Source organism: Winogradskyella aurantia (genome assembly GCF_002266855.1).
In the GTDB taxonomy this organism is placed as follows: Bacteria; Bacteroidota; Bacteroidia; order Flavobacteriales; family Flavobacteriaceae; genus Winogradskyella; species Winogradskyella aurantia.
This window is the reverse complement of sequence record NZ_NGJN01000001.1, coordinates 50,708-70,090: the sequence shown is the minus strand read 5'-3', so window position 1 is coordinate 70,090 and position 19,383 is coordinate 50,708. Positions and strand designations below refer to the sequence as shown.

The following is a 19,383-nucleotide window of genomic DNA, read 5'->3' as shown; positions in this document are numbered from 1 at the left end:
AATCTAATCGAATTCTGTAAAAATAACTTGGTCATCAATTGCAAGCTGGGCAATGTGTTTGGTAGGACCGAAAGCTAATTTTGCTAAATGCAAAGTAACGGTTTTATTTAAAACCAAAGCGTTAAGAGTATCTAAATTTAAACCTTGTTCTAATCCTCTGTTGATGTAATAGGTATTGCCGGTACTTCCTTTAAATTGGATGTCAAAGGTAGAACCTTCCCTTACCTTAATGATTTTTGTAGTTACAATATCACAATCAGCGGGTTTTGGATTGTAAATCATGCAAGATTTAAAAAACAAAAATGGAATTAAAACCAAGATGGGCAAAATTATGAGTGCATTTCTAACGGATTTTTTCATGAACGGTGGTTTTTAAATACTAACGAAAGCCAGTAAATTTTATTTTCTAACAACCAACAACTATCAACTTAACACTAATAATAAAGCTGATCCGTTTTCAAGTTCAAAAAACGCTGTGTCGCAATGAAGGTACTGATCCATGTAATTACAATACCCATCACAAAAATGCCAACGAACAATAATACTAATAAGATTGAATTTCTTAAAAGCTCCAATTCTGGAAATGTCAAGTTGAGATAATACAAAACAACAGCCAAACCCATGAGTGCTACAATAGCGCCTATAATACCCAGTTGAACACTCGTCCATATAAAGGGCCGCCGAATAAAACTTTTGGTCGCCCCAACCATTTGCATAGTTTTTATTATAAATCGTTTTGAATAGACCGCAAGTCTAATAGAACTATTAATGAGTAAAACAGCTATCAGGGTGAACACTCCACTTATAACCAATACCCAAAAAGATATTTTTTTGACGTTATCATTCATTAATTCTACCAAATCATTATCATACCGTATTTCCTCAATAAACGTTTTGTTTGCAAGGGTATTGCTAATTTCCGCAAGTTGTTCTGTGGTTACGAAGTCGGCGTTTAAATAAACATCAATAGAATTTTTAAGTGGGTTATAGCCCACAAAATCCATAAAATCCTCACCAGTCTCGGCTTTCATATAGTCTGCAGCCTCTTCTTTAGATACATAAACGGCTTCTTTGGTATAGTCTGACATCGCCAAGCTTTTCTTCAATTGATTTACTTCTACCTCTTTAGCCGTATCATTTAAATAAATGGTCATCACCACTTGTTCCTTGAAATGATTAGCTACTTTCTTTGAGTTGATGACAAGCAACCCAAGACACCCTAAAAGAAATAGCACTAGGGAGATACTAATCACTACAGAAATATAGGATGAAATCAGTTTGCGCTTTTGATACTTATCAAAGGATGATGCCATAAAAAATGGATTAGTGCTGTAAAAATAAAAAACAATTTCCTTCTGCCGACTATTACAACGTTTAGTTTTTAATTGTGTTGTAATAGCCCTAAATTTGCTGCTTATTTCAATGAATCTTTGTGATGAGGTACAATTTTAAGGCTATTGAAAAAAAGTGGCAAGCGTATTGGGAAAAGCATGAGACTTTTAAAGCCGAAAATCATTCAAATAGACCAAAATATTACGTTCTAGACATGTTCCCTTATCCAAGTGGTGCGGGTTTGCATGTCGGTCATCCATTAGGTTATATCGCCAGTGATATTTATGCCCGTTACAAACGTCATAAAGGGTTTAATGTACTTCATCCGCAAGGTTACGATAGTTTTGGTCTGCCGGCTGAGCAATACGCCATACAAACAGGTCAACACCCTGCTGTTACCACAGAAACAAACATAAAAACCTACCGTCGCCAACTAGATCAAATCGGTTTCTCTTTTGACTGGTCAAGAGAAGTACGCACCTCAGACCCAAAGTACTACAAATGGACCCAATGGATTTTTATTCAGTTGTTTGAATCGTGGTACAATAACGATTCCGATAAGGCTGAATCTATTGACACATTGGTGGAAAGATTTAAATCAGAAGGAAACGTTGCAGTTAATGCGGCTTGTGATGATAACATAGACCCGTTTACCGCTTCGGATTGGAATAGCTATACTTCTGAACAACAACAGGAAATCTTGTTGAAATATAGATTGACCTACTTAGCCGAAACTGAAGTTAACTGGTGTCCTGCGCTTGGAACGGTTTTAGCCAATGATGAAATTGTCAATGGCGTTTCTGAACGTGGCGGTCATCCTGTGATTCGGAAAAAAATGACCCAATGGAGTATGCGGATTTCAGCTTATGCTGAGCGTTTATTGCAAGGTTTGGAAACGATAGATTGGACGGATTCGCTGAAGGAAAGCCAGCGCAACTGGATTGGGAAATCCGTAGGTGCATCTGTTTCGTTTAACGTTAAAGATCATGCCGAGACCATTGAGGTGTTTACCACACGTCCAGATACCATTTTTGGAGCCTCCTTCATGACCTTGGCGCCAGAACATGAGCTAGTATCTAAAATAACAACCGAAGCTCAAAGGGCTGAGGTGGAAGCCTACATAGAAAAAACGGCAAAACGAAGCGAGCGCGACCGGATGGCCGATGTAAAAACCATTTCAGGTGTTTTTACGGGGGCCTATGCAGAACATCCATTTACAAAAAATCCAATTCCTATCTGGATTGGCGATTACGTCTTGGCAGGCTACGGCACAGGCGCCGTTATGGCTGTGCCCTGTGGCGACCAGCGCGATTACGATTTTGCAAAACATTTTGGAATAGACATTCCTAATATTTTTGATGGTGTTGATATTTCGGAAGAAGCCTATGCCTCTAAAGACAAGGTTAAAATTGCCAATAGCGATTTTCTTAATGGCTTAGATTTTAAAAAGGCTACTAAGCGCGTTATTTACGAGCTAGAACAAATAGGACAGGGTCAAGGTAAAACTAATTACCGTTTACGCGATGCCGTGTTTTCACGCCAGCGCTATTGGGGCGAGCCGTTTCCGGTGTATTATGTGAATGGCATGCCACAGATGATAGATGCTGAATACTTACCACTCACCTTGCCAGAAGTAGAAAAATACTTACCAACCGAAGAAGGCGAGCCGCCTTTAGGACGTGCCGATGTTTGGGCGTGGAATAGTATTGAGAAGAAAGTAGTGAGTAATGAGTTGATAGATAATAAAACAATCTTCCCATTAGAACTCAACACCATGCCAGGTTGGGCAGGTAGCTCCTGGTATTTTTTCAGATACATGGAAGAAAAAGCGAAGAGAGATGAGGCATTTGCTTCTGAAGAAGCCTTAAACTATTGGGAAAATGTGGATTTATATATAGGAGGTAGCGAACACGCTACAGGCCATTTGTTGTACTCGCGTTTTTGGGTAAAGTTTATGAAGGATAGAGGGTTTGTAAATGTTGAGGAGCCTTTTAAAAAGTTGATTAACCAAGGAATGATTTTGGGGACAAGTGCTTTTTTATTCAAGTGGAATACAAGTCTAAAAAAGGATGCCAAACCAATTGTTATTTACACAAATTATGAGACAATAAATAAAGTTGTTGATGAAAAGAAGCGTTTTGAAGATTTTTTCATTGGAGATTTGAAAGAATTGTTTGAAAAAAATTTTCATGTTTCCAATAAAGCTAAATACGAGAATTTTTCGCCAACTCATGTTGATGTTTCACTTGTAAATAGCAGCAGCCTTGTTAAAATTGATGATTTAATTAAGTGGAGACCAGAATTAGATAATGCATATTTTATTGGTGAGGAAGATGGATATATTAAAGTCAAGCATGATGTCGAAAAAATGTCTAAATCTAAATACAATGTAGTTAATCCAGATGCCATTTGTGAGCAATACGGAGCCGACAGCCTCAGGCTTTACGAAATGTTTTTAGGACCCTTAGAACAATACAAGCCATGGAATACGGCGGGTATTTCAGGTGTCCATAGCTTTCTTAAAAAACTCTGGAAATTATACGTTGGGGAAAATGGTTTAAACGTTAAGGATGCCGAACCCACAAAAGACCATCTAAAAACCCTACATAAAACCATAAAGAAAGTCGAGGAGGACATTGAGAATTTTTCTTTTAATACCTCGGTATCTACCTTTATGATTGCCGTAAATGAATTGACCGCTCAAAAGTGTACAAGTAAAACCGTATTAGAACCTTTATTGATATTGATTTCTCCCTATGCACCGCACATTGCAGAAGAGTTGTGGGAAAAATTAGGGCATACAGCATCTATTTCTTTGGCTGCATTTCCAAAATTTGAGGAAAAGTATGTGGTAGAAAGTACCAAAAACTATCCGATTTCCTTTAATGGTAAAATGCGGTTTACCTTGGAGTTGCCTCTAGATATGACTAAGGAGGATATTGAAAAAACGGTCTTGGCCTACGAAAAAACGCAAGAACAATTACAGGGTCGCACACCAAAAAAAGTCATTATAGTGCCCGGTAAGATCGTAAATATTGTAGGCTAACCTAAGTAAAAAAGCAAGGTACAAATAACAAGTTATGGTTCTTAAAAGGCAGTATGGAAAATATAGATAGATTAGTAGTAGAATTGAAGCAGCATAATGTTGATGCCTTTGAGCAGCTGCATAACATGTATGCCGAAAATATACTTGGCGCCATAAACATTATCATACAGGACGAGGCCATTTCTAAAGAAATTTGTCAAGACGTATTTGTCAAGGTCTGGGAAAAAGCTCAATTATACGATGCGAAAAAAGGACGTTTTTTTACATGGCTTCTGAACATGGCTAGAAATGCGGCCATAGATTACACGAGGTCCAAGGAATTTAAACGACAAAAAAAGAACCATTCCTTAGATTTTTTCGTTAATATCTTTGAAAAACCGGCGAGTGAGAACGTGTCAGGTGAAAATTACGAAGGCTTAAAACGGATGCTACAACAATTAAAAAAGAAATGTGTGGAATTAATTGAAATGCTTTATTTTAAGGACTACACACAGATCATGGCTGCTGAAAGATTATCGATTCCTGTAGGTACGGTAAAAAGCCGTAATAGAAATTGTTTGAAAAAGCTTCGAGAAAATTTAGAAAATGAATAGTAAAGATCTAATAGCGTCAGGTGAACTAGAACTATATGTGGCTGGCTTGCTCTCTGAGGAGCGCAATGCAGAATTGGCAGAACTTATAGAACATAGCCCAGAGTTAAGACGTGAAGTGGAGGCTATAGAACAAATAGTAATGCACCTTGCGAAAGAAGCTACCATATCCAAAGACCAAGACTTTGCAGAGGTTCTTAAAAAAATTGTTACCCAAAGGGTCGATCTAACACAGCTTGAGCAATCTGAAACAACTCAAGTGGCAAAGAAACCAAAAACCATCCTCTTGAATCCGCTAGTTGGTTGGGCGGCCGCTGCAACATTTTTAATTTTCTTCATATTCCAATACCAAAATACAACTGAGGTTAAATCTATTTTAAGCGCGAATATTGAACAAAAAGAAAAACTTGAACAGCAAATTGAGAGCCAAATACAAAATACGGTTATTAAAGAAGAACTATTAAGAACTGTCGCTTCCATCAATACAAGAAAGGTTAATTTGAAAGGGCAAGACATTTCCCCAGAATCAAGCGTTAGTGTATTTTGGAATACCGAAGAAAATAAAATCATCATTGATGCAAGCCAGTTACCAGTAGCACCAGAAGCAATGGTCTATCAAGTTTGGTCTTTAACCATGGATCCATTAACCCCTACTAGTTTAGGATTACTTGAAAATTTCAATCAGGAAAATACCTTATTTACCTTTGATAATCCAAACGCATCCGAAGCGTTCGGTATCACCCTAGAACCCGCGGGAGGAAGCGAAACTCCGACATTAGAGCAATTGTATGTGCTCGGCGGAATTGAATCTTAAATTCAGCCAGTGGGCTTATACCCCTTTTTTCTTAAATATTTCATAAAATGAATATTTATTGAACCCTCGTCTAAATTACTTCGTAGGTACAGCAAACCATAAAAACAAAAAAAATGAAGTATTTAAAAAGACGAACTATTTTAACATTGTTTATATCGGCATTGTTTTTTACCAACTGTAGTAAAGATGATGACGATGTTATGATTAATCCAAATCTAGAATCTAAAACCTATCAGTTGTTTGAATTATCTAGTTCAGGTGTTTCAGGCTCTGCCACGTTTGCTGAACAACTAGATGGTAGTGTTTTGGTAAGCTTAAATTTGACCGGAACACCACAAGACGGTATGCATCCGGCGCACATTCATGTTAATACAGCTGCAGAAGGCGGTGCTATTGCTGTAAGTTTAAACCAAGTTAATGGAGCCACTGGAGTGAGTGAGACTATTGTGTCGCAAACCAATGATGGCATGCCCCTAAATTATGAAGGCTTAATCGATTTTGATGGCTATATTAATGTGCATTTAAGCGCTGATGATCTAGCTACTGTTGTTGCGCAGGGTGATATAGGTCAAAATGAATTAACGGGAATGTCAAAATCTTACGCTCTAGGTGAAATAGATCTACCTGGCATAAGCGGTTCGGTATTATTTGAAGAGCGTCTTAATGGTGAAGCGCAGGCTACCATTATGCTAAATGGAACACCAGACGGAGGCACGCATCCGGCACATATCCATATGAACACAGCTGCAGAAGGTGGTGCTATTCTTTACACCTTTACACCTGTTGACGGTACATCTGGTATCAGTCGTTCTAACGTAGCAACATTAGATGATGGCTCCATATTCGGTTACGATGCTATTTTAGGCGTAGACGGTTACGTTAATGTACACTTAAGCATGGACGAACTTGCCACGATTGTTGCCCAGGGTGATATAGGACAAAACGAGCTTACAGGAGAGTCTAAGTCTTATGCTTTAGGAGAAATAGATGTGCCGGGCATAAGCGGTTCGGTATTATTTGAAGAGCGTCTTAATGGTGAAGCGCAAGCTACAATTACATTAATAGGAACCCCAGATGGTGGCATGCATCCTGCACATATCCATATGAATTCGGCTTCAGAGGGTGGCCCAATTCTTTATACGTTTGCCCCAGTCAATGGTACCAGTGGCATAAGTCGTTCTAACATTGCTATGTTAGATGACAATACTATGTTTGGGTATAATGACCTACTTAGTGTAGATGGATATATTAATGTGCATTTAAGTATGGATGAACTGGCAACCATTGTTGCCCAAGGTAACATAGGTTCTAATGCTATGTAGTTTAATTGTTCAACATTTGGGTTAAAAGCTGCCGTTTGGCAGCTTTTTTTTTGCCCTATGATTGTGAATAGCTTTGGCAATAATCTAACCTTAGTTAAGCGCCCCGCAACAGCCAAGATTCACGTCATCGATAGAATATAACCTTCATCTATTGATGTATTTCTTTGAAAACTCTTACTTTTTTAAAGAATCAAAAAAAAATTATCTACAAAATAAAAATTTCGTAAAAATGACTGTGCGCAGGTGTCTAAATTTGCGTAGTTCATTTTTTTAGTGGTACTTTCATCCTGCTATTAAATCCTAAATCAACAACAACTATGAAAATCGGGGTACCCAAAGAGATCAAGAACAATGAAAGCCGTGTAGGAATGACACCTTCTGGTGTTTTCGAATTGACCAAGAAAAATCACACCGTATATGTGCAAAAAAATGCAGGTTTTGGTAGTGGTTTTTTTGATGATGATTATAGAGATGTTGGAGCCATTGTCTTAGATACTATAGAAGAGGTCTATGCCTCTTGCGACATGATTGTCAAGGTAAAGGAACCTATTGCAGAAGAATATCCTTTGATAAAATCGCATCACGTGGTATTTACCTATTTCCATTTTGCATCAAGCGAGCCACTGACAAAGGCTATGATGAAAAGCGGTGCTGTTTGTATAGCCTACGAAACTGTGGAATGTAAAGACGGTAGCTTACCACTTCTCACACCTATGTCTGAAGTTGCTGGCCGTATGGCTATTCAACAAGGCGCAAAATATCTTGAAAAGCCAATTAAAGGTCGTGGCGTACTATTAGGTGGAGTGCCAGGTGTACCGCCTGGAAAAGTTTTGGTTCTTGGTGCTGGTACGGTAGGTATCCAAGCGGCAAAAATGGCTGCGGGTTTAGGGGCTCATGTCACCATTATGGATATTAACATGAAACAATTGCGCTATGTTAATGATGTTATGCCAAGCCATGTGGTTACTGAATTTTCGAGCGAGTTTAATATTAGGAACCGTATAAAAGATCATGATTTAATCATTGGGGGTGTTTTAGTAAAAGGTGCAAAAGCACCTAAATTAATTACCAGAGATATGCTCAAGGAAATGCGACCTGGTACGGTTTTGGTCGATGTGGCTGTTGATCAAGGCGGGTGCATTGAAACGACCAAACCTACAACGCATGAAGACCCAACCTATGTCATTGATGATGTAGTGCACTATTGTGTAGCCAATATGCCAGGTGCTGTGCCTTACACATCAACCTTAGCTTTGACCAATGTTACCTTACCCTATGTTCTGAGATTGGCCAACGAAGGTTGGGAAAGCGCTTGTGAGCAGGATGAAAGTTTGGCTAAAGGCCTAAACGTCGTTAATGGCAAAATTGTATATGAGGAAATAGCAGAGGCATTTAACTGGTCGGTTGACGCGATGTAAGTTCGCATACTGACAAAATTTCTTAACCAACATTTGGCGCACTATTTGCATAGCTTTTAGTAATTTTAAAATCTAAAAGAAAAAAGTATGTTTGGATATTATATATTAATTGGAGCCATTGCCCTAGTAAGTTGGCTAGTAAGCAACAAATTAAAAAAGAAGTTTGCATTTTACTCTAAGCGTAAATTGCAAAATGGCATGTCTGGCAGAGAAATTGCGGAAAAAATGTTATCTGACAATGGCATCTACGATGTCGAAGTCATTTCAGTAAAAGGTCAATTGACCGATCATTATAACCCAAAGAATAAAACAGTTAATCTGAGTGAGGCCGTTTACAACCAGCGCAATGCCGCCGCTGCGGCTGTGGCTGCTCATGAAGTGGGGCACGCCGTACAGCATGCCCAAGCTTATAGTGCTTTGGGTATGCGATCTGCTTTGGTACCTATTGTAAGTGTTACGTCGGGTATGTCTCAGTGGTTAGTCATTGGTGGCTTAATTCTAGGTGCAGCAGCCGGTGTAGGCATGGGCTATTGGATTGCTGTGGCAGGATTAGTTTTTATGGGTTTTGCAACACTCTTTAGTTTTATTACCTTACCCGTGGAATACGACGCGAGTAAAAGAGCTTTAGTATGGTTAAAAACCAAGAATATGGTAACCCAAGAGGAATATGAAGGTTCTGAAGATGCCTTAAAATGGGCGGCAAGAACCTATCTAGTTGCGGCTATTGGAGCCTTAGCGTCTTTATTGTATTGGGCACTGCAAGTTTTTGGAGGAAGGGACTAAATCAAAAAAAAATACAAAACAAAAAAGCTCTGAGAAATCAGAGCTTTTTTAGCTTATATCTTAATTTGCCTATCGATTTGTTGTTGTAAGGAAATAAACGTCTCTGTCCGTGATACGCCTTTAATACTTTGAATGTGTGTATTTAATACATGCATAAGGTGTTCGTTGTTCTTAGATAGGATTTTAATAAAAATACTCCAATGGCCCGTAGTATAATGACATTCTATAACCTCAGGTATCTTTTGTAATTGTTTCACCGCTTCAGGGTTGCTTACCGCCTTGTCCAAATAAACGCCAACAAATGCCATTGTGGTGTACCCCAAAACCTTAGGGTCAATAATAAACTTGGATCCAGAAAGCAAACCTGATTTTTCAAGCTTTTTAAGACGTTGATGAATAGCAGCTCCAGAGATACCAACTTGACGCGCAATTTCAAGAATAGGCGTTCTGGCATCTTCCATCAAGGCTCTAAGTATCTTTTTATCAATACCATCTATATATACACCTTTATCGTTAACCTTCATGTAAAATTTGATTTAAAACTGAAAGTTAAAAATAATAAAACAATTTAAAAATGTAACTTAAATCTCAGTACTGTCACTCACTAATTGTCGAACTCTAAATCTAGAAAGGTCCCAGTCATGGTGGTACTATTATTACCACTAACCGAATTTGCCGTGACATTAATATTTCCAGAGATTAAGCGTTTACCCGATTCCGTAGGATGGGCTCTGTTATCAGTAATAGTAATACTGCCCGTTGAAGAATAATAATGGGTCTGCGTGTCGTGCTGCCTTATGAGGACATAGGTCATAAAATTGTTTGAATCTATATCCCCCATTACCTTGACTGTGTTTGAGTTAAAGCCTCCTGTACCATTAAGAAAAAGGGTAATCTGGTCTCCATTAGTATCAGAAGCATCAATACTTAGGGTGGTGCCATTCCCTCCTAAGGTGACTTGGTAAATGCCATCTGCAAATGAATAATTACTGTAAGACCCACCATTAATGGTTGCATTAATACCAGGGTTTTCCGCAACTGGATTGTCTTGGTCATCATCCTTTTCGCAAGAAAAAATAAAAAGAGTTAAGATTAAGATTTGAAATAAGTGTAGGTTTTTCATGATATCATGATTTAAATTAAGCAAAGAAAAAGACAACCTAAGCTGTCATTTCCCTCACGATTTGATTTGGTTCTCAGTTTGATTTGGGACAAACTAGAGCGGCAATATAATAAAATTTATTTAAAACGATAGGTAAGTCTTTAATTGTTAGGGTTTTCCGCAATAATTATTATCGAAACCACGGTGTTTAAAGATTGAGTGGGTTATAGCCCAAATAAGGAACTTGCTTTTCCTTAAAGGCGACTCCATGGTGTTTCAGTTGTTCTAAAATAGGGAAGTACACTTCCTTAGAAATGGGGATTTGTACACCAGGAGAGGTTATCTTACCATTTAAAATGTCTAAGGTAGCCATAGCAACAGGTAAGCCTACGGTTTTAGACATTGCGGTATAGGTTTGGTCTTCTCCAACGACAACCATGGTCGCATCAATTTGGTGTTTTTTACCATCTTTTTCATAACCAAATTTATGGTACATCACAATCATATCCTTATCCGCTTCACTTAAGGTCCAACTATCCATCAATATTTTTTGAAGAATCTGAGCGGGAGTGGCATTTACAAGTTCTACCCTTTTTTCTGCACTGAATAGATCGAGCTCTAGGAACTTATCCCAAATAATATCGTCTTGGTCAATTTTTAAGGCATGTCTAAATTTTAATTCAACAGAGTCTGTTGGACTGTAGGGTAAAAAGGCGTTCACAAAATCACGGTAGCTCATATTCGCACTGTCTTCAATGGTATAACTGTCGTCTGTCATTCCCAATTGAACGAACACATTCCAAGCTCTACTAAAACCAACCCGGCGCATCGTACCGCGATACAAAGTTTTTACATGGTCTAGGCCATAAACATGTTGGTATTTTAAGGAGTCTCTATTGGCATAAGCTTCAAAACGACCATAACCTTCAACATCTAAATATTCAGTTCGTCTAAAAAGGCGGTGGTAAGGAATGTATTTGAATTGATTTTCTTGTAAAAACTTTGCAGCGCCACCTTGTCCTGCAACAACCACATTTCTGGGGTTCCAGGTGAATTTATAATGCCATAAATTGTCATCGCTTTCTGGTGCGACCAAGCCACCGGTAAAAGATTCAAATAGTATCATCTTACCGCCATCATCTCTTATCCTGTCAATGACCTGCATAGCACTCATGTGGTCTATCCCAGGATCAACCCCAATTTCGTTCATAAAAATGAGCTTATTGGCTTTTGCATCCTCATCAAGTTCTTGCATTTCCTTGCTAACATATGATGCTGTTACCATATGCTTTTTATAAACAATACAATCTTTTGCAGCTTCAATATGGAATCTAGCAGGAAGCATAGATACTACTATATCCGCATTTTTTATGGCGTTGCTACGCGAATTGGAATTGAAAACATCTAAATGAATGGCAGTCGCATTGGGATGGTCGCCAATAAGACGTTTGGCGCTATCCACATTAAGGTCACCAATGGTGATGTGTAGGTTTTCAGATTGTGATGTATCTAAGAGGTGTTTTATAAGATGAGAGGATGATTTACCAGCTCCAATTAATAAAATCTTTCGCATAATAGCTTAATATGACTAATTTTGTAATGCACGAATGTAATAAATACCAAAGGGATTTTGTGGTGAAATATCATTTAAATTATGAACAATAGATTATTGCTTACAGGTAGTGTTTTAGGTATTCTAGGGATTATTTTAGGCGCTTTTGCGGCTCATGGATTAGAGCGCCTGGTAGATGCAGATGCTATTGAGTCCTTTGAGACAGGCGTGCGCTATCAAATGTATCACGCATTTTTATTTCTTATTCTTGGAGGCACTTCTTTCGTTAATGAAAAAACTAAATCAATTCTTTTTTACCTCGTTTTATTTGGGTTGGTCTTCTTCTCTGGATCCATTTACGGATTAGCAACGAATGAGCTTTCTGCATTTGATTTTAAGAACATTGCTCTCATAACACCTTTAGGAGGCTTGCTTCTCATTATAGCATGGGCAGTGATGTTAATCGGGATTATAAGAAATAAGAACGATTAATAGTTTTCACGCGACGCGATTTAAAATAAAGTTATAATTTTGCAGCCTAAAACAACACAAAAATTATGGTAAACCATACCCGAACCGCGAAAACGATTTCGTTAGACCAATATGGCATTAAAAATGCTCAAATTCACTATCAATTAGACCCCAAACAACTCCAGGCAATTACCATTGAAAAAGGCATGGGCAAGGAGACTGCAAACGGAACCTTGGCCATCAACACAGGGAAGTTCACAGGACGTTCTCCAGAAGATAGGTTTTTAGTTCAAGACGACTATACCAAGGACAGAATTTGGTGGGGAAATTCTAATAAGGCCATATCGCCCGAACATTTTGATTTTTTGCAAACTGAGGTTGAAAATTACTTAAGTGGGAAAGAAGTTTTTGTTAGGGACGGTTACGTATGTGCGGATCCGAACTATAAAATGAATGTAAGAACCGTTACGGAATACCCTTGGTCTAACATGTTTATTTATAATATGTTCCTTAGACCAACAGAAGAAGAGTTGAAAAATTTTGAGGAAGAGTGGTTGGTATTATGTGCACCAGGCTATGCATGCCCTGAGCCAGAAAAGCACGGCTTACGTCAAGGCAACTTTTCTATTTTGAATTTTACGAAGAAAATTGCTCTTGTTGCAGGCTCAGCATATACGGGAGAAATGAAAAAAGGTATTTTTACCGCATTAAATTTTATTTTACCGGTAGAAAAAAACGTGCTGCCCATGCATTGCTCTGCCAATGTTGGTGAGGATGGTGAAACGGCAATCTTCTTTGGCTTATCTGGAACGGGAAAAACCACGCTCTCAACAGATCCAGACCGAAAATTAATAGGAGATGATGAGCATGGTTGGACCGCTGAAAACACCATATTTAATTTTGAAGGCGGCTGCTATGCAAAGGTTATTGACCTGTCTGAAGAAAAGGAGCCAGATATCTTTAGAGCCATAAAGCCAGGTGCAATTCTTGAGAATGTGGTCTTCAAGGAAAATAATGAGGTAGATTATATGGATAGTAGCATTACTCAAAATACCCGTGTAAGCTATCCCATTTATCATATAGATAATATCCAACAACCATCTTATGCGGGTAACCCTAAGAATATTTTCTTTTTAACAGCTGATGCTTTTGGCGTTTTACCTCCAATTTCAAAATTAACCCCAGCCCAGGCTGCATATCATTTTATTTCTGGTTATACTGCAAAAGTGGCAGGTACGGAAGCTGGTGTGGTTGAACCACAGCCATCATTTTCGGCATGTTTTGGAGCACCGTTTATGCCATTGCATCCCACAAAATATGCGGATATGCTGAGTAAAAAAATGAAAGAAGCAGGTGTTAATGTTTGGTTGGTCAATACAGGCTGGACCGGTGGACCTTATGGTGTTGGTACAAGAATGAAATTAAAATATACCAGAGCTATGATAACGGCTGCCTTAACAGGAAAATTAGGAAATTACACCTACGAGGATTATCATATCCATTCGGTATTTGGTGTAGCCCAACCAAGAACCTGTCCTGGAGTGCCAACTGAGGTATTGAGCCCCAGAACGACGTGGAACGATGATGAAGCTTATTATAAAATGGCTTTTAAGCTGTCCAATTCATTTCGTCAGAATTTTAAGAAATTTGAATCGTATGCCTCTGAAGAAATAAGACGAGGCGGTCCTCAACGATATGCCTTCTAAATGATTAAAAAGGATAAAAAAAGCGATTCTCATTACAAGAATCGCTTTTTTTATAAGATGTATAAAATTACTTACCTTTATTGACTTGGTCAATGTATTTTTGGAGTGCCATGGTCATGGATGGGGTATCTGGTGTTGGTGCTGCAATATCTACTCGAAGTCCCTTTTCCTTAACTGCTTTTACCGTGGTATTACCAAAAACAGCAATTCTGGTATCTTTTTGCTTAAAATCTGGAAAATTATGGAACAAAGATTCTATACCAGATGGACTAAAGAACACCAATATATCATAATAGACATCGGCTAAATCCGATAAGTCACTAATAACAGTTCTATAGAATGTCGCTTGTTTCCAATTAATACTGAGGCTGTTTAGTGTATCAGGGATTATTGGTTTTACCTTATCTGTCGTTGGTAACAAAAAAGCCTCATCCTTGTACTTTTTAATTAATGGTGATAAGTCCTCAAAATTACGTTTTCCAACATATATTTTGCGTTTTCTGTATACCACATATTTCTGAAGATAATAGGCAACGGCTTCAGACTGGCAAAAATACTTCATGGTATCAGGTACCTTAAAGCGCATCTCGTCTGCAACCCTAAAGAAATGGTCCACAGAATTTCTGCTGGTTAGTATTATTGCCGTAAACTTACTTAAATCAATTTTTTGTTGTCTAATCTCTTTTGAGGAGACCCCTTCAACATGAATAAACGGTCGAAAATCTACTTTCACTTTTTGCTTTTCCTGCAAATCAAAGTAAGGTGAGTTTTCTATTTTAGGCTCAGGTTGCGATACTAATATCGTTTTAACTTTCATACGTAAACCTTTTGTTTTAAGCGACATAATCGCTAATTACCTTATATAAAAGCACATAAGGGCTAAATTCGAGTGCGCAAAGATACAATAAAAAATAGAAAAAATTAATGCTTATCAATTTTTGATAAGTTTTAAAAGAAGATAAAAAACCAATGAAATTAATAAGGCAAATGATGCAGAATGCTGCGATAATTACAATTTTAGCATTGGTATTTGAATACAATAGCAATAAATTGGCTGGTAAAAATACGAAGCCAGAATAATTTTTAAATGTAGTTTTCTGAAATAGATAATTGTCAATGAGCTTATCTATCTCAAACAGACTACCAATGAGACGCTCAACGAGTATTTTAATAATAATAACCGTTGACACAGCGAGCATTATTTTGAAAAAAACCGCGGGCTCAAATTTAAGAGGTGCTATAAAACTTGAATAAGCGAAATGAATAAAAATACTAGCAGATACAGCCAGATTTATGAACAGGAAACTGTCAAACTGGTCAATGAATTTTTGATCTTTGGAATAGATCTTTAGATATTTTGAGTTTCCTACAACGAACAAAAAATCATTGAATCGCAAGTGATTGGTAAATTTAGCCAGTACAATAGCCATTAACCCCAAGAGTGTTAAAACAGTAAACCATTCATGTGTTATAAAATTTCGCATAGAGCTAAATTAGCCCAAAATTTAGCCATTCACAATTATAACTTGAAGTAATCCTTAGGCATAAATTTCACTAAATAATCACCTAAATACTTTACTTTTGTTCAAATTTGAAATTAGCACGGAGAGGTGCGCTAAACCCCATAGATGTCTGATACGATTGTTATCATACCAACCTATAACGAGATTGAGAATATTGAAGCCATAATACGTGCTGTATTTTCTCAAGATAAAGAGTTTCATGTGCTCGTGGTGGATGATAACTCACCCGACGGTACGGCTAATATGGTGACTAAATTGCAAGGGGAATTTACGGAAAAGCTCTATTTGTTAGAGCGCAAAGGTAAAAGCGGATTAGGGTCTGCCTACATCTCTGGGTTTAATTGGGCCTTAAGTCAAAGATATAAGTATATTTTTGAGATGGATGCTGATTTTTCCCATAATCCAGAAGATCTTATTAAATTGTATAGGGCCTGTGCTGTCAACGGTGCTGATGTAGCTGTTGGATCTAGATATGTAAAGGGAATCACAGTAGTCAACTGGCCGTTATCGCGTATTTTATTGTCTTATGGAGCTTCCAGATATGTACGGATGATCACCAGGATGAAAGTTAAGGATTCAACCGCTGGATTTGTATGTTATAAGCGCTCTGTTCTAGAGGCCATAGATTTGTCTAAAGTAAGGTTTGTCGGTTATGCATTTCAAATTGAAATGAAGTTTAAAGCTTATAAAAAAGGCTTTAAGATTGTTGAAATTCCTGTTATTTTTAAGGATAGGATAAAAGGTAAATCAAAAATGAGCGGGAGTATTATTTCTGAAGCTATTTTTGGTGTGATTAGTTTAAAATTAAAAAGTTTATTTGCAAAATAAATAGATATGAAAAATCAAATCCTCATAAAGAACGCGAGAATCGTAAATGAAGGAAAAATTATAGAAGGTGACATCTTAATAGAAGATGAAATAATAAAGGAAATAGACATCTCCATCAGCGTTAAATCTGCTGATATAACGGTTATTGATGTTGAAGGTAACTATGTTTTACCTGGTTTAATTGACGATCAGGTTCATTTTAGGGAGCCAGGCTTAACGCATAAGGCTACCATAGAGACAGAATCGAAAGCGGCCTTGGCTGGTGGTATTACTTCATTTATTGAAATGCCAAATACTAATCCACAGACTACAACGGTGGAAAAGCTAGAAGAAAAGTTTGCCATAGCAGATAAGACCTCTTATGCCAACTATTCTTTTATGTTCGGGGGAACAAATGATAATCTCGATGAAATACTCAAGCTAGACACTAAAACGGTAGCTGGTTTAAAATTGTTTTTAGGCTCCTCCACAGGAGATATGTTGGTGGATGACCCCAAAGTGTTGGAAAAGATTTTTGCTAGCACAGACATGGTAATATCAGTTCATTGCGAGGATGAGGGAACTATCAAAAAAAATTTAGCCAAGTATAAGGCACAGTATGGGGATGATATACCCATGGAACTACATCCCGTAATTAGAAGTGAAGAAGCCTGTTACTTATCGTCATCTAAGGCTATAGAATTGGCAAAAAAAACAGGTGCTAGATTACATGTATTTCATTTGTCAACAGGAAAGGAGACCAATTTATTTTCCAATAAAATTCCATTAAAGGATAAAAAGATAACCTCAGAGGTCTGTATACACCATTTATGGTTTTCAGATGAGGATTATGCCACAAAAGGCAGTAGAATTAAGTGGAACCCTGCTGTAAAAACAGCAAAAGACCGCGATCAGTTATGGAAAGCACTTTTAGATGATAGGATAGACGTCATTGCAACAGACCATGCTCCACATACCATACAAGAAAAAAATAATCCGTATACTAGTGCACCCTCTGGAGGGCCTTTGGTTCAGCATGCTTTGGTGGCCTTATTGGAAGCTCATCATAAAGGAAAAATTTCCCTTGAAAAGATTGTGGAGAAAGCTTGCCATAATCCAGCAATTTTATTTGACGTAGAAAAACGAGGGTATATCCGAAAAGGCTATTATGCCGATTTGGTTATTGCAGACTTAAATAGTCCATGGACAGTAAATAAAGCAAACATTCTTTATAAATGTGGCTGGTCTCCTTTTGAGGGCAACACATTTAGAAGCAGAATTACCCATACCTTTTTAAATGGTCAATTAGTGTATAACAATTTTAAGGTTTTAAACGTTAAAGCAGCAAAACGCTTAACATTCAATAGATAGATGGTGAATAAGTGGTGTACTATATTTGGAATCTTTATTTTCTTTTTTGGATGTTCGGGAAGGGTAAAGCCTAAAAAACCTGACAATCTTATTTCAAAGGAGAAGATGACAGAAATCCTATACGACCTATATATCATAAATGGAGCTAAAAATGTTAATAAAAAATTACTTGAGGAAAAGGGGTTTGCCCCTAAGACCTATGTATTAAGAAAATACAATATAGATAGTACCCAATTTGCCGAGAGCAATACCTACTATGCGTTTGATCCTGATGCCTATAGAGACCTAGTAGAACGCATAAAAACTAGAATAGAGAACGAAAAAGAAAGTGTAGAAGAACTCCAGAAAAAAGAGCGCCAAGAAGCCAAACTGAGACAAGACTCCATTAAGAGCATAAATAATAACAAAGCAATTCAAAAAAAGATTAATATTGACACGACCATATCTATCAAACCAAATATAAAAAATTAGGTATTTTTCTTAAAATCCTTCAGAAATAAATCGCTGACCTCTCTAATGGATTGATCTATAGGTTTAAATGTAAAGTTTAAATCATTTTGTAATTTTTGGTTGCTGTATTTGGTGACACTTAAGGCCGATTTGGCACTTTGTTTAGAAAGAGATCGCCTTTTACCGAATAACTTATGGTTTAACCAATCTAATCGCCAAGCTAATTTTAATAACCAGGGCTTAGCTTCTTTTTGGGGTGGTTTCACATGGAGCCTTTGTGCAACTTTTGTTTGGAAATCCTTAAAACTTAAATTTTCCGATACTAGAATATAACCTTCATTTTTTACAGGACTTTCCATAAGTGTGGTCATGGCGTTAACCACATCCCAAACATCTACATATCCTGTAACACCGGGGACATAATAGCTCATTCCTTTATAGATTTTCTTAAAAAGACTCCCACTGCTACCGCTATCCCAATGGCCTCCACCTAAAATGATACCGGGATTTACAACAACAGCGTCAACACCTTCCTGAGTACCGCGCCACACTTCGAGCTCAGCGCCATATTTGGTTATTGCGTAAACACTATTGTCCTCTTCAGGATTCCAAGCTGTTTCTTCGGTAATTAATTTTTCTGAATCGTTGTGATGACCTATCGCAGCAATTGAACTGACGTAACACAATTTTTTAATTTTATGGCGTAGGCATTGATTGACAATATTCGCGGTGCCTTCAATATTTATCTTGCGGAGCTGTTTGTATTTGTCGGGTTCAAAGGAGACAAAGGCAGCACAGTGATATACATGGGTTAACCCTGAAAAGGCCTTTTCAAGCTCGGGGATGTCATTGATATCGGCTTCTATCCATTCGATTTGATTAAACAATCGGTCTGCATCTGACGAGAAATAAGAAAATACCTGTTTTACGCGATCTAGTTTATAAGCTTTTCGGTATGTAGCACGCAATTTAGCACCGCTTTCACTCAGCTTATAAAGCAAATGGGATCCAACCAAACCTGTACCACCTGTTACTAATATCATAAAGCTAAGTTACGCTTTTTTAGATTTGTCTTTTCTCTTTTGTGATGGAAACA

General features: G+C 37.6%; 19 protein-coding genes. 11 read left to right on the top strand and 8 right to left on the bottom strand.

The annotated features are described in order from the left end of the window. Positions 1–3: 3 nt before the first annotated feature. Together CA834_RS00335 and CA834_RS00330 are read right to left on the bottom strand one after the other, a co-directional pair. Positions 4–360 (bottom strand): hypothetical protein, encoded by a 357-nt coding sequence (locus CA834_RS00335; RefSeq protein ID WP_133085435.1) that lies wholly within the window; start codon positions 358–360, stop codon positions 4–6. A gap of 74 nt (positions 361–434) precedes the next feature. After that, a complete protein-coding gene (locus CA834_RS00330) occupies positions 435–1,313 on the bottom strand; it encodes a cell division protein FtsX (protein ID WP_094966673.1) in 879 nt (292 codons plus the stop codon). Between the two features lie 122 nt (positions 1,314–1,435). Here CA834_RS00330 and CA834_RS00325 point away from each other — a divergent pair, with 122 nt between their 5' ends. The 6 genes from CA834_RS00325 (at position 1,436) to CA834_RS00300 (ending at position 9,305) form a co-directional block, all read left to right on the top strand. Continuing rightward, a complete protein-coding gene (locus tag CA834_RS00325) occupies positions 1,436–4,378 on the top strand; it encodes a leucine--tRNA ligase (protein WP_094966672.1) in 2,943 nt (980 codons plus the stop codon). A 53-nt stretch (positions 4,379–4,431) separates the two neighbouring features. Next, positions 4,432–4,971 (top strand): RNA polymerase sigma factor, encoded by a 540-nt coding sequence (locus CA834_RS00320; protein ID WP_094966671.1) that lies wholly within the window; start codon positions 4,432–4,434, stop codon positions 4,969–4,971. Then, complete coding sequence (locus tag CA834_RS00315) at positions 4,964–5,782, top strand: anti-sigma factor (protein ID WP_094966670.1); 819 nt, start codon at positions 4,964–4,966, stop codon at positions 5,780–5,782. The genes CA834_RS00320 and CA834_RS00315 overlap by 8 nt, the downstream gene beginning before the upstream one ends. A gap of 113 nt (positions 5,783–5,895) precedes the next feature. Beyond that, on the top strand, positions 5,896–7,104 hold the full coding sequence (locus CA834_RS00310) for a CHRD domain-containing protein (protein ID WP_094966669.1): 1,209 nt from the start codon (positions 5,896–5,898) through the stop codon (positions 7,102–7,104). A gap of 317 nt (positions 7,105–7,421) precedes the next feature. Continuing rightward, a complete protein-coding gene (gene ald, locus CA834_RS00305) occupies positions 7,422–8,522 on the top strand; it encodes an alanine dehydrogenase (protein ID WP_094966668.1) in 1,101 nt (366 codons plus the stop codon). Positions 8,523–8,609: 87 nt separating this feature from the next. Next, positions 8,610–9,305: a zinc metallopeptidase gene (locus CA834_RS00300; protein WP_094966667.1), complete on the top strand. Its 696-nt coding sequence runs from the start codon at positions 8,610–8,612 to the stop codon at positions 9,303–9,305. 53 nt (positions 9,306–9,358) lie between these two features. On the opposite strand, the gene CA834_RS00295 is transcribed toward CA834_RS00300, so the two are convergent. The 3 genes from CA834_RS00295 to CA834_RS00285 form a co-directional block, all read right to left on the bottom strand. Beyond that, positions 9,359–9,829 carry an Lrp/AsnC ligand binding domain-containing protein gene (locus tag CA834_RS00295; protein ID WP_094966666.1) on the bottom strand — a complete coding sequence of 157 codons (471 nt, stop codon included), beginning with the start codon at positions 9,827–9,829 and terminating at the stop codon, positions 9,359–9,361. Positions 9,830–9,909: 80 nt separating this feature from the next. Further along, the gene (locus CA834_RS00290; RefSeq protein ID WP_094966665.1) at positions 9,910–10,428 is read right to left on the bottom strand and encodes a hypothetical protein; all 519 of its coding nucleotides are present in this window, start codon (positions 10,426–10,428) and stop codon (positions 9,910–9,912) included. A gap of 187 nt (positions 10,429–10,615) precedes the next feature. Beyond that, positions 10,616–11,980 carry a saccharopine dehydrogenase family protein gene (locus tag CA834_RS00285; protein WP_094966664.1) on the bottom strand — a complete coding sequence of 455 codons (1,365 nt, stop codon included), beginning with the start codon at positions 11,978–11,980 and terminating at the stop codon, positions 10,616–10,618. A gap of 81 nt (positions 11,981–12,061) precedes the next feature. On the opposite strand from CA834_RS00285, the gene CA834_RS00280 reads away from it, so the two are divergent. Both CA834_RS00280 and pckA read left to right on the top strand, forming a co-directional pair. Next, entirely contained in the window at positions 12,062–12,451 is a 390-nt protein-coding gene (locus tag CA834_RS00280; RefSeq protein ID WP_094966663.1) for a DUF423 domain-containing protein, read from the top strand. A gap of 65 nt (positions 12,452–12,516) precedes the next feature. Beyond that, positions 12,517–14,136, top strand: a complete 1,620-nt coding sequence (gene pckA / locus CA834_RS00275; protein WP_094966662.1) for a phosphoenolpyruvate carboxykinase (ATP) — start codon at positions 12,517–12,519, stop codon at positions 14,134–14,136. Positions 14,137–14,203: 67 nt separating this feature from the next. Here the strand turns inward: pckA and CA834_RS00270 are convergent, their stop codons facing one another. Then, a complete protein-coding gene (locus tag CA834_RS00270; RefSeq protein WP_094967220.1) occupies positions 14,204–14,953 on the bottom strand; it encodes a uroporphyrinogen-III synthase in 750 nt (249 codons plus the stop codon). Between the two features lie 16 nt (positions 14,954–14,969). Continuing rightward, the gene (locus tag CA834_RS00265) at positions 14,970–15,620 is read right to left on the bottom strand and encodes a DUF4271 domain-containing protein (protein ID WP_094966661.1); all 651 of its coding nucleotides are present in this window, start codon (positions 15,618–15,620) and stop codon (positions 14,970–14,972) included. Between the two features lie 144 nt (positions 15,621–15,764). On the opposite strand from CA834_RS00265, the gene CA834_RS00260 reads away from it, so the two are divergent. Genes CA834_RS00260 through CA834_RS00250 form a run of 3 tightly spaced genes read left to right on the top strand, consistent with a single transcriptional unit; the run spans position 15,765 to position 18,308 of the window. Further along, positions 15,765–16,487 (top strand): polyprenol monophosphomannose synthase, encoded by a 723-nt coding sequence (locus CA834_RS00260; RefSeq protein ID WP_094966660.1) that lies wholly within the window; start codon positions 15,765–15,767, stop codon positions 16,485–16,487. Positions 16,488–16,493: 6 nt separating this feature from the next. Then, the gene (locus CA834_RS00255; RefSeq protein ID WP_094966659.1) at positions 16,494–17,837 is read left to right on the top strand and encodes a dihydroorotase; all 1,344 of its coding nucleotides are present in this window, start codon (positions 16,494–16,496) and stop codon (positions 17,835–17,837) included. Further along, a complete protein-coding gene (locus tag CA834_RS00250; protein WP_094966658.1) occupies positions 17,838–18,308 on the top strand; it encodes a DUF4296 domain-containing protein in 471 nt (156 codons plus the stop codon). Here CA834_RS00250 and CA834_RS00245 read toward each other — a convergent pair. Next, on the bottom strand, positions 18,305–19,330 hold the full coding sequence (locus CA834_RS00245; RefSeq protein ID WP_094966657.1) for an NAD-dependent epimerase/dehydratase family protein: 1,026 nt from the start codon (positions 19,328–19,330) through the stop codon (positions 18,305–18,307). The genes CA834_RS00250 and CA834_RS00245 overlap by 4 nt on opposite strands. Positions 19,331–19,383: the final 53 nt, after the last annotated feature.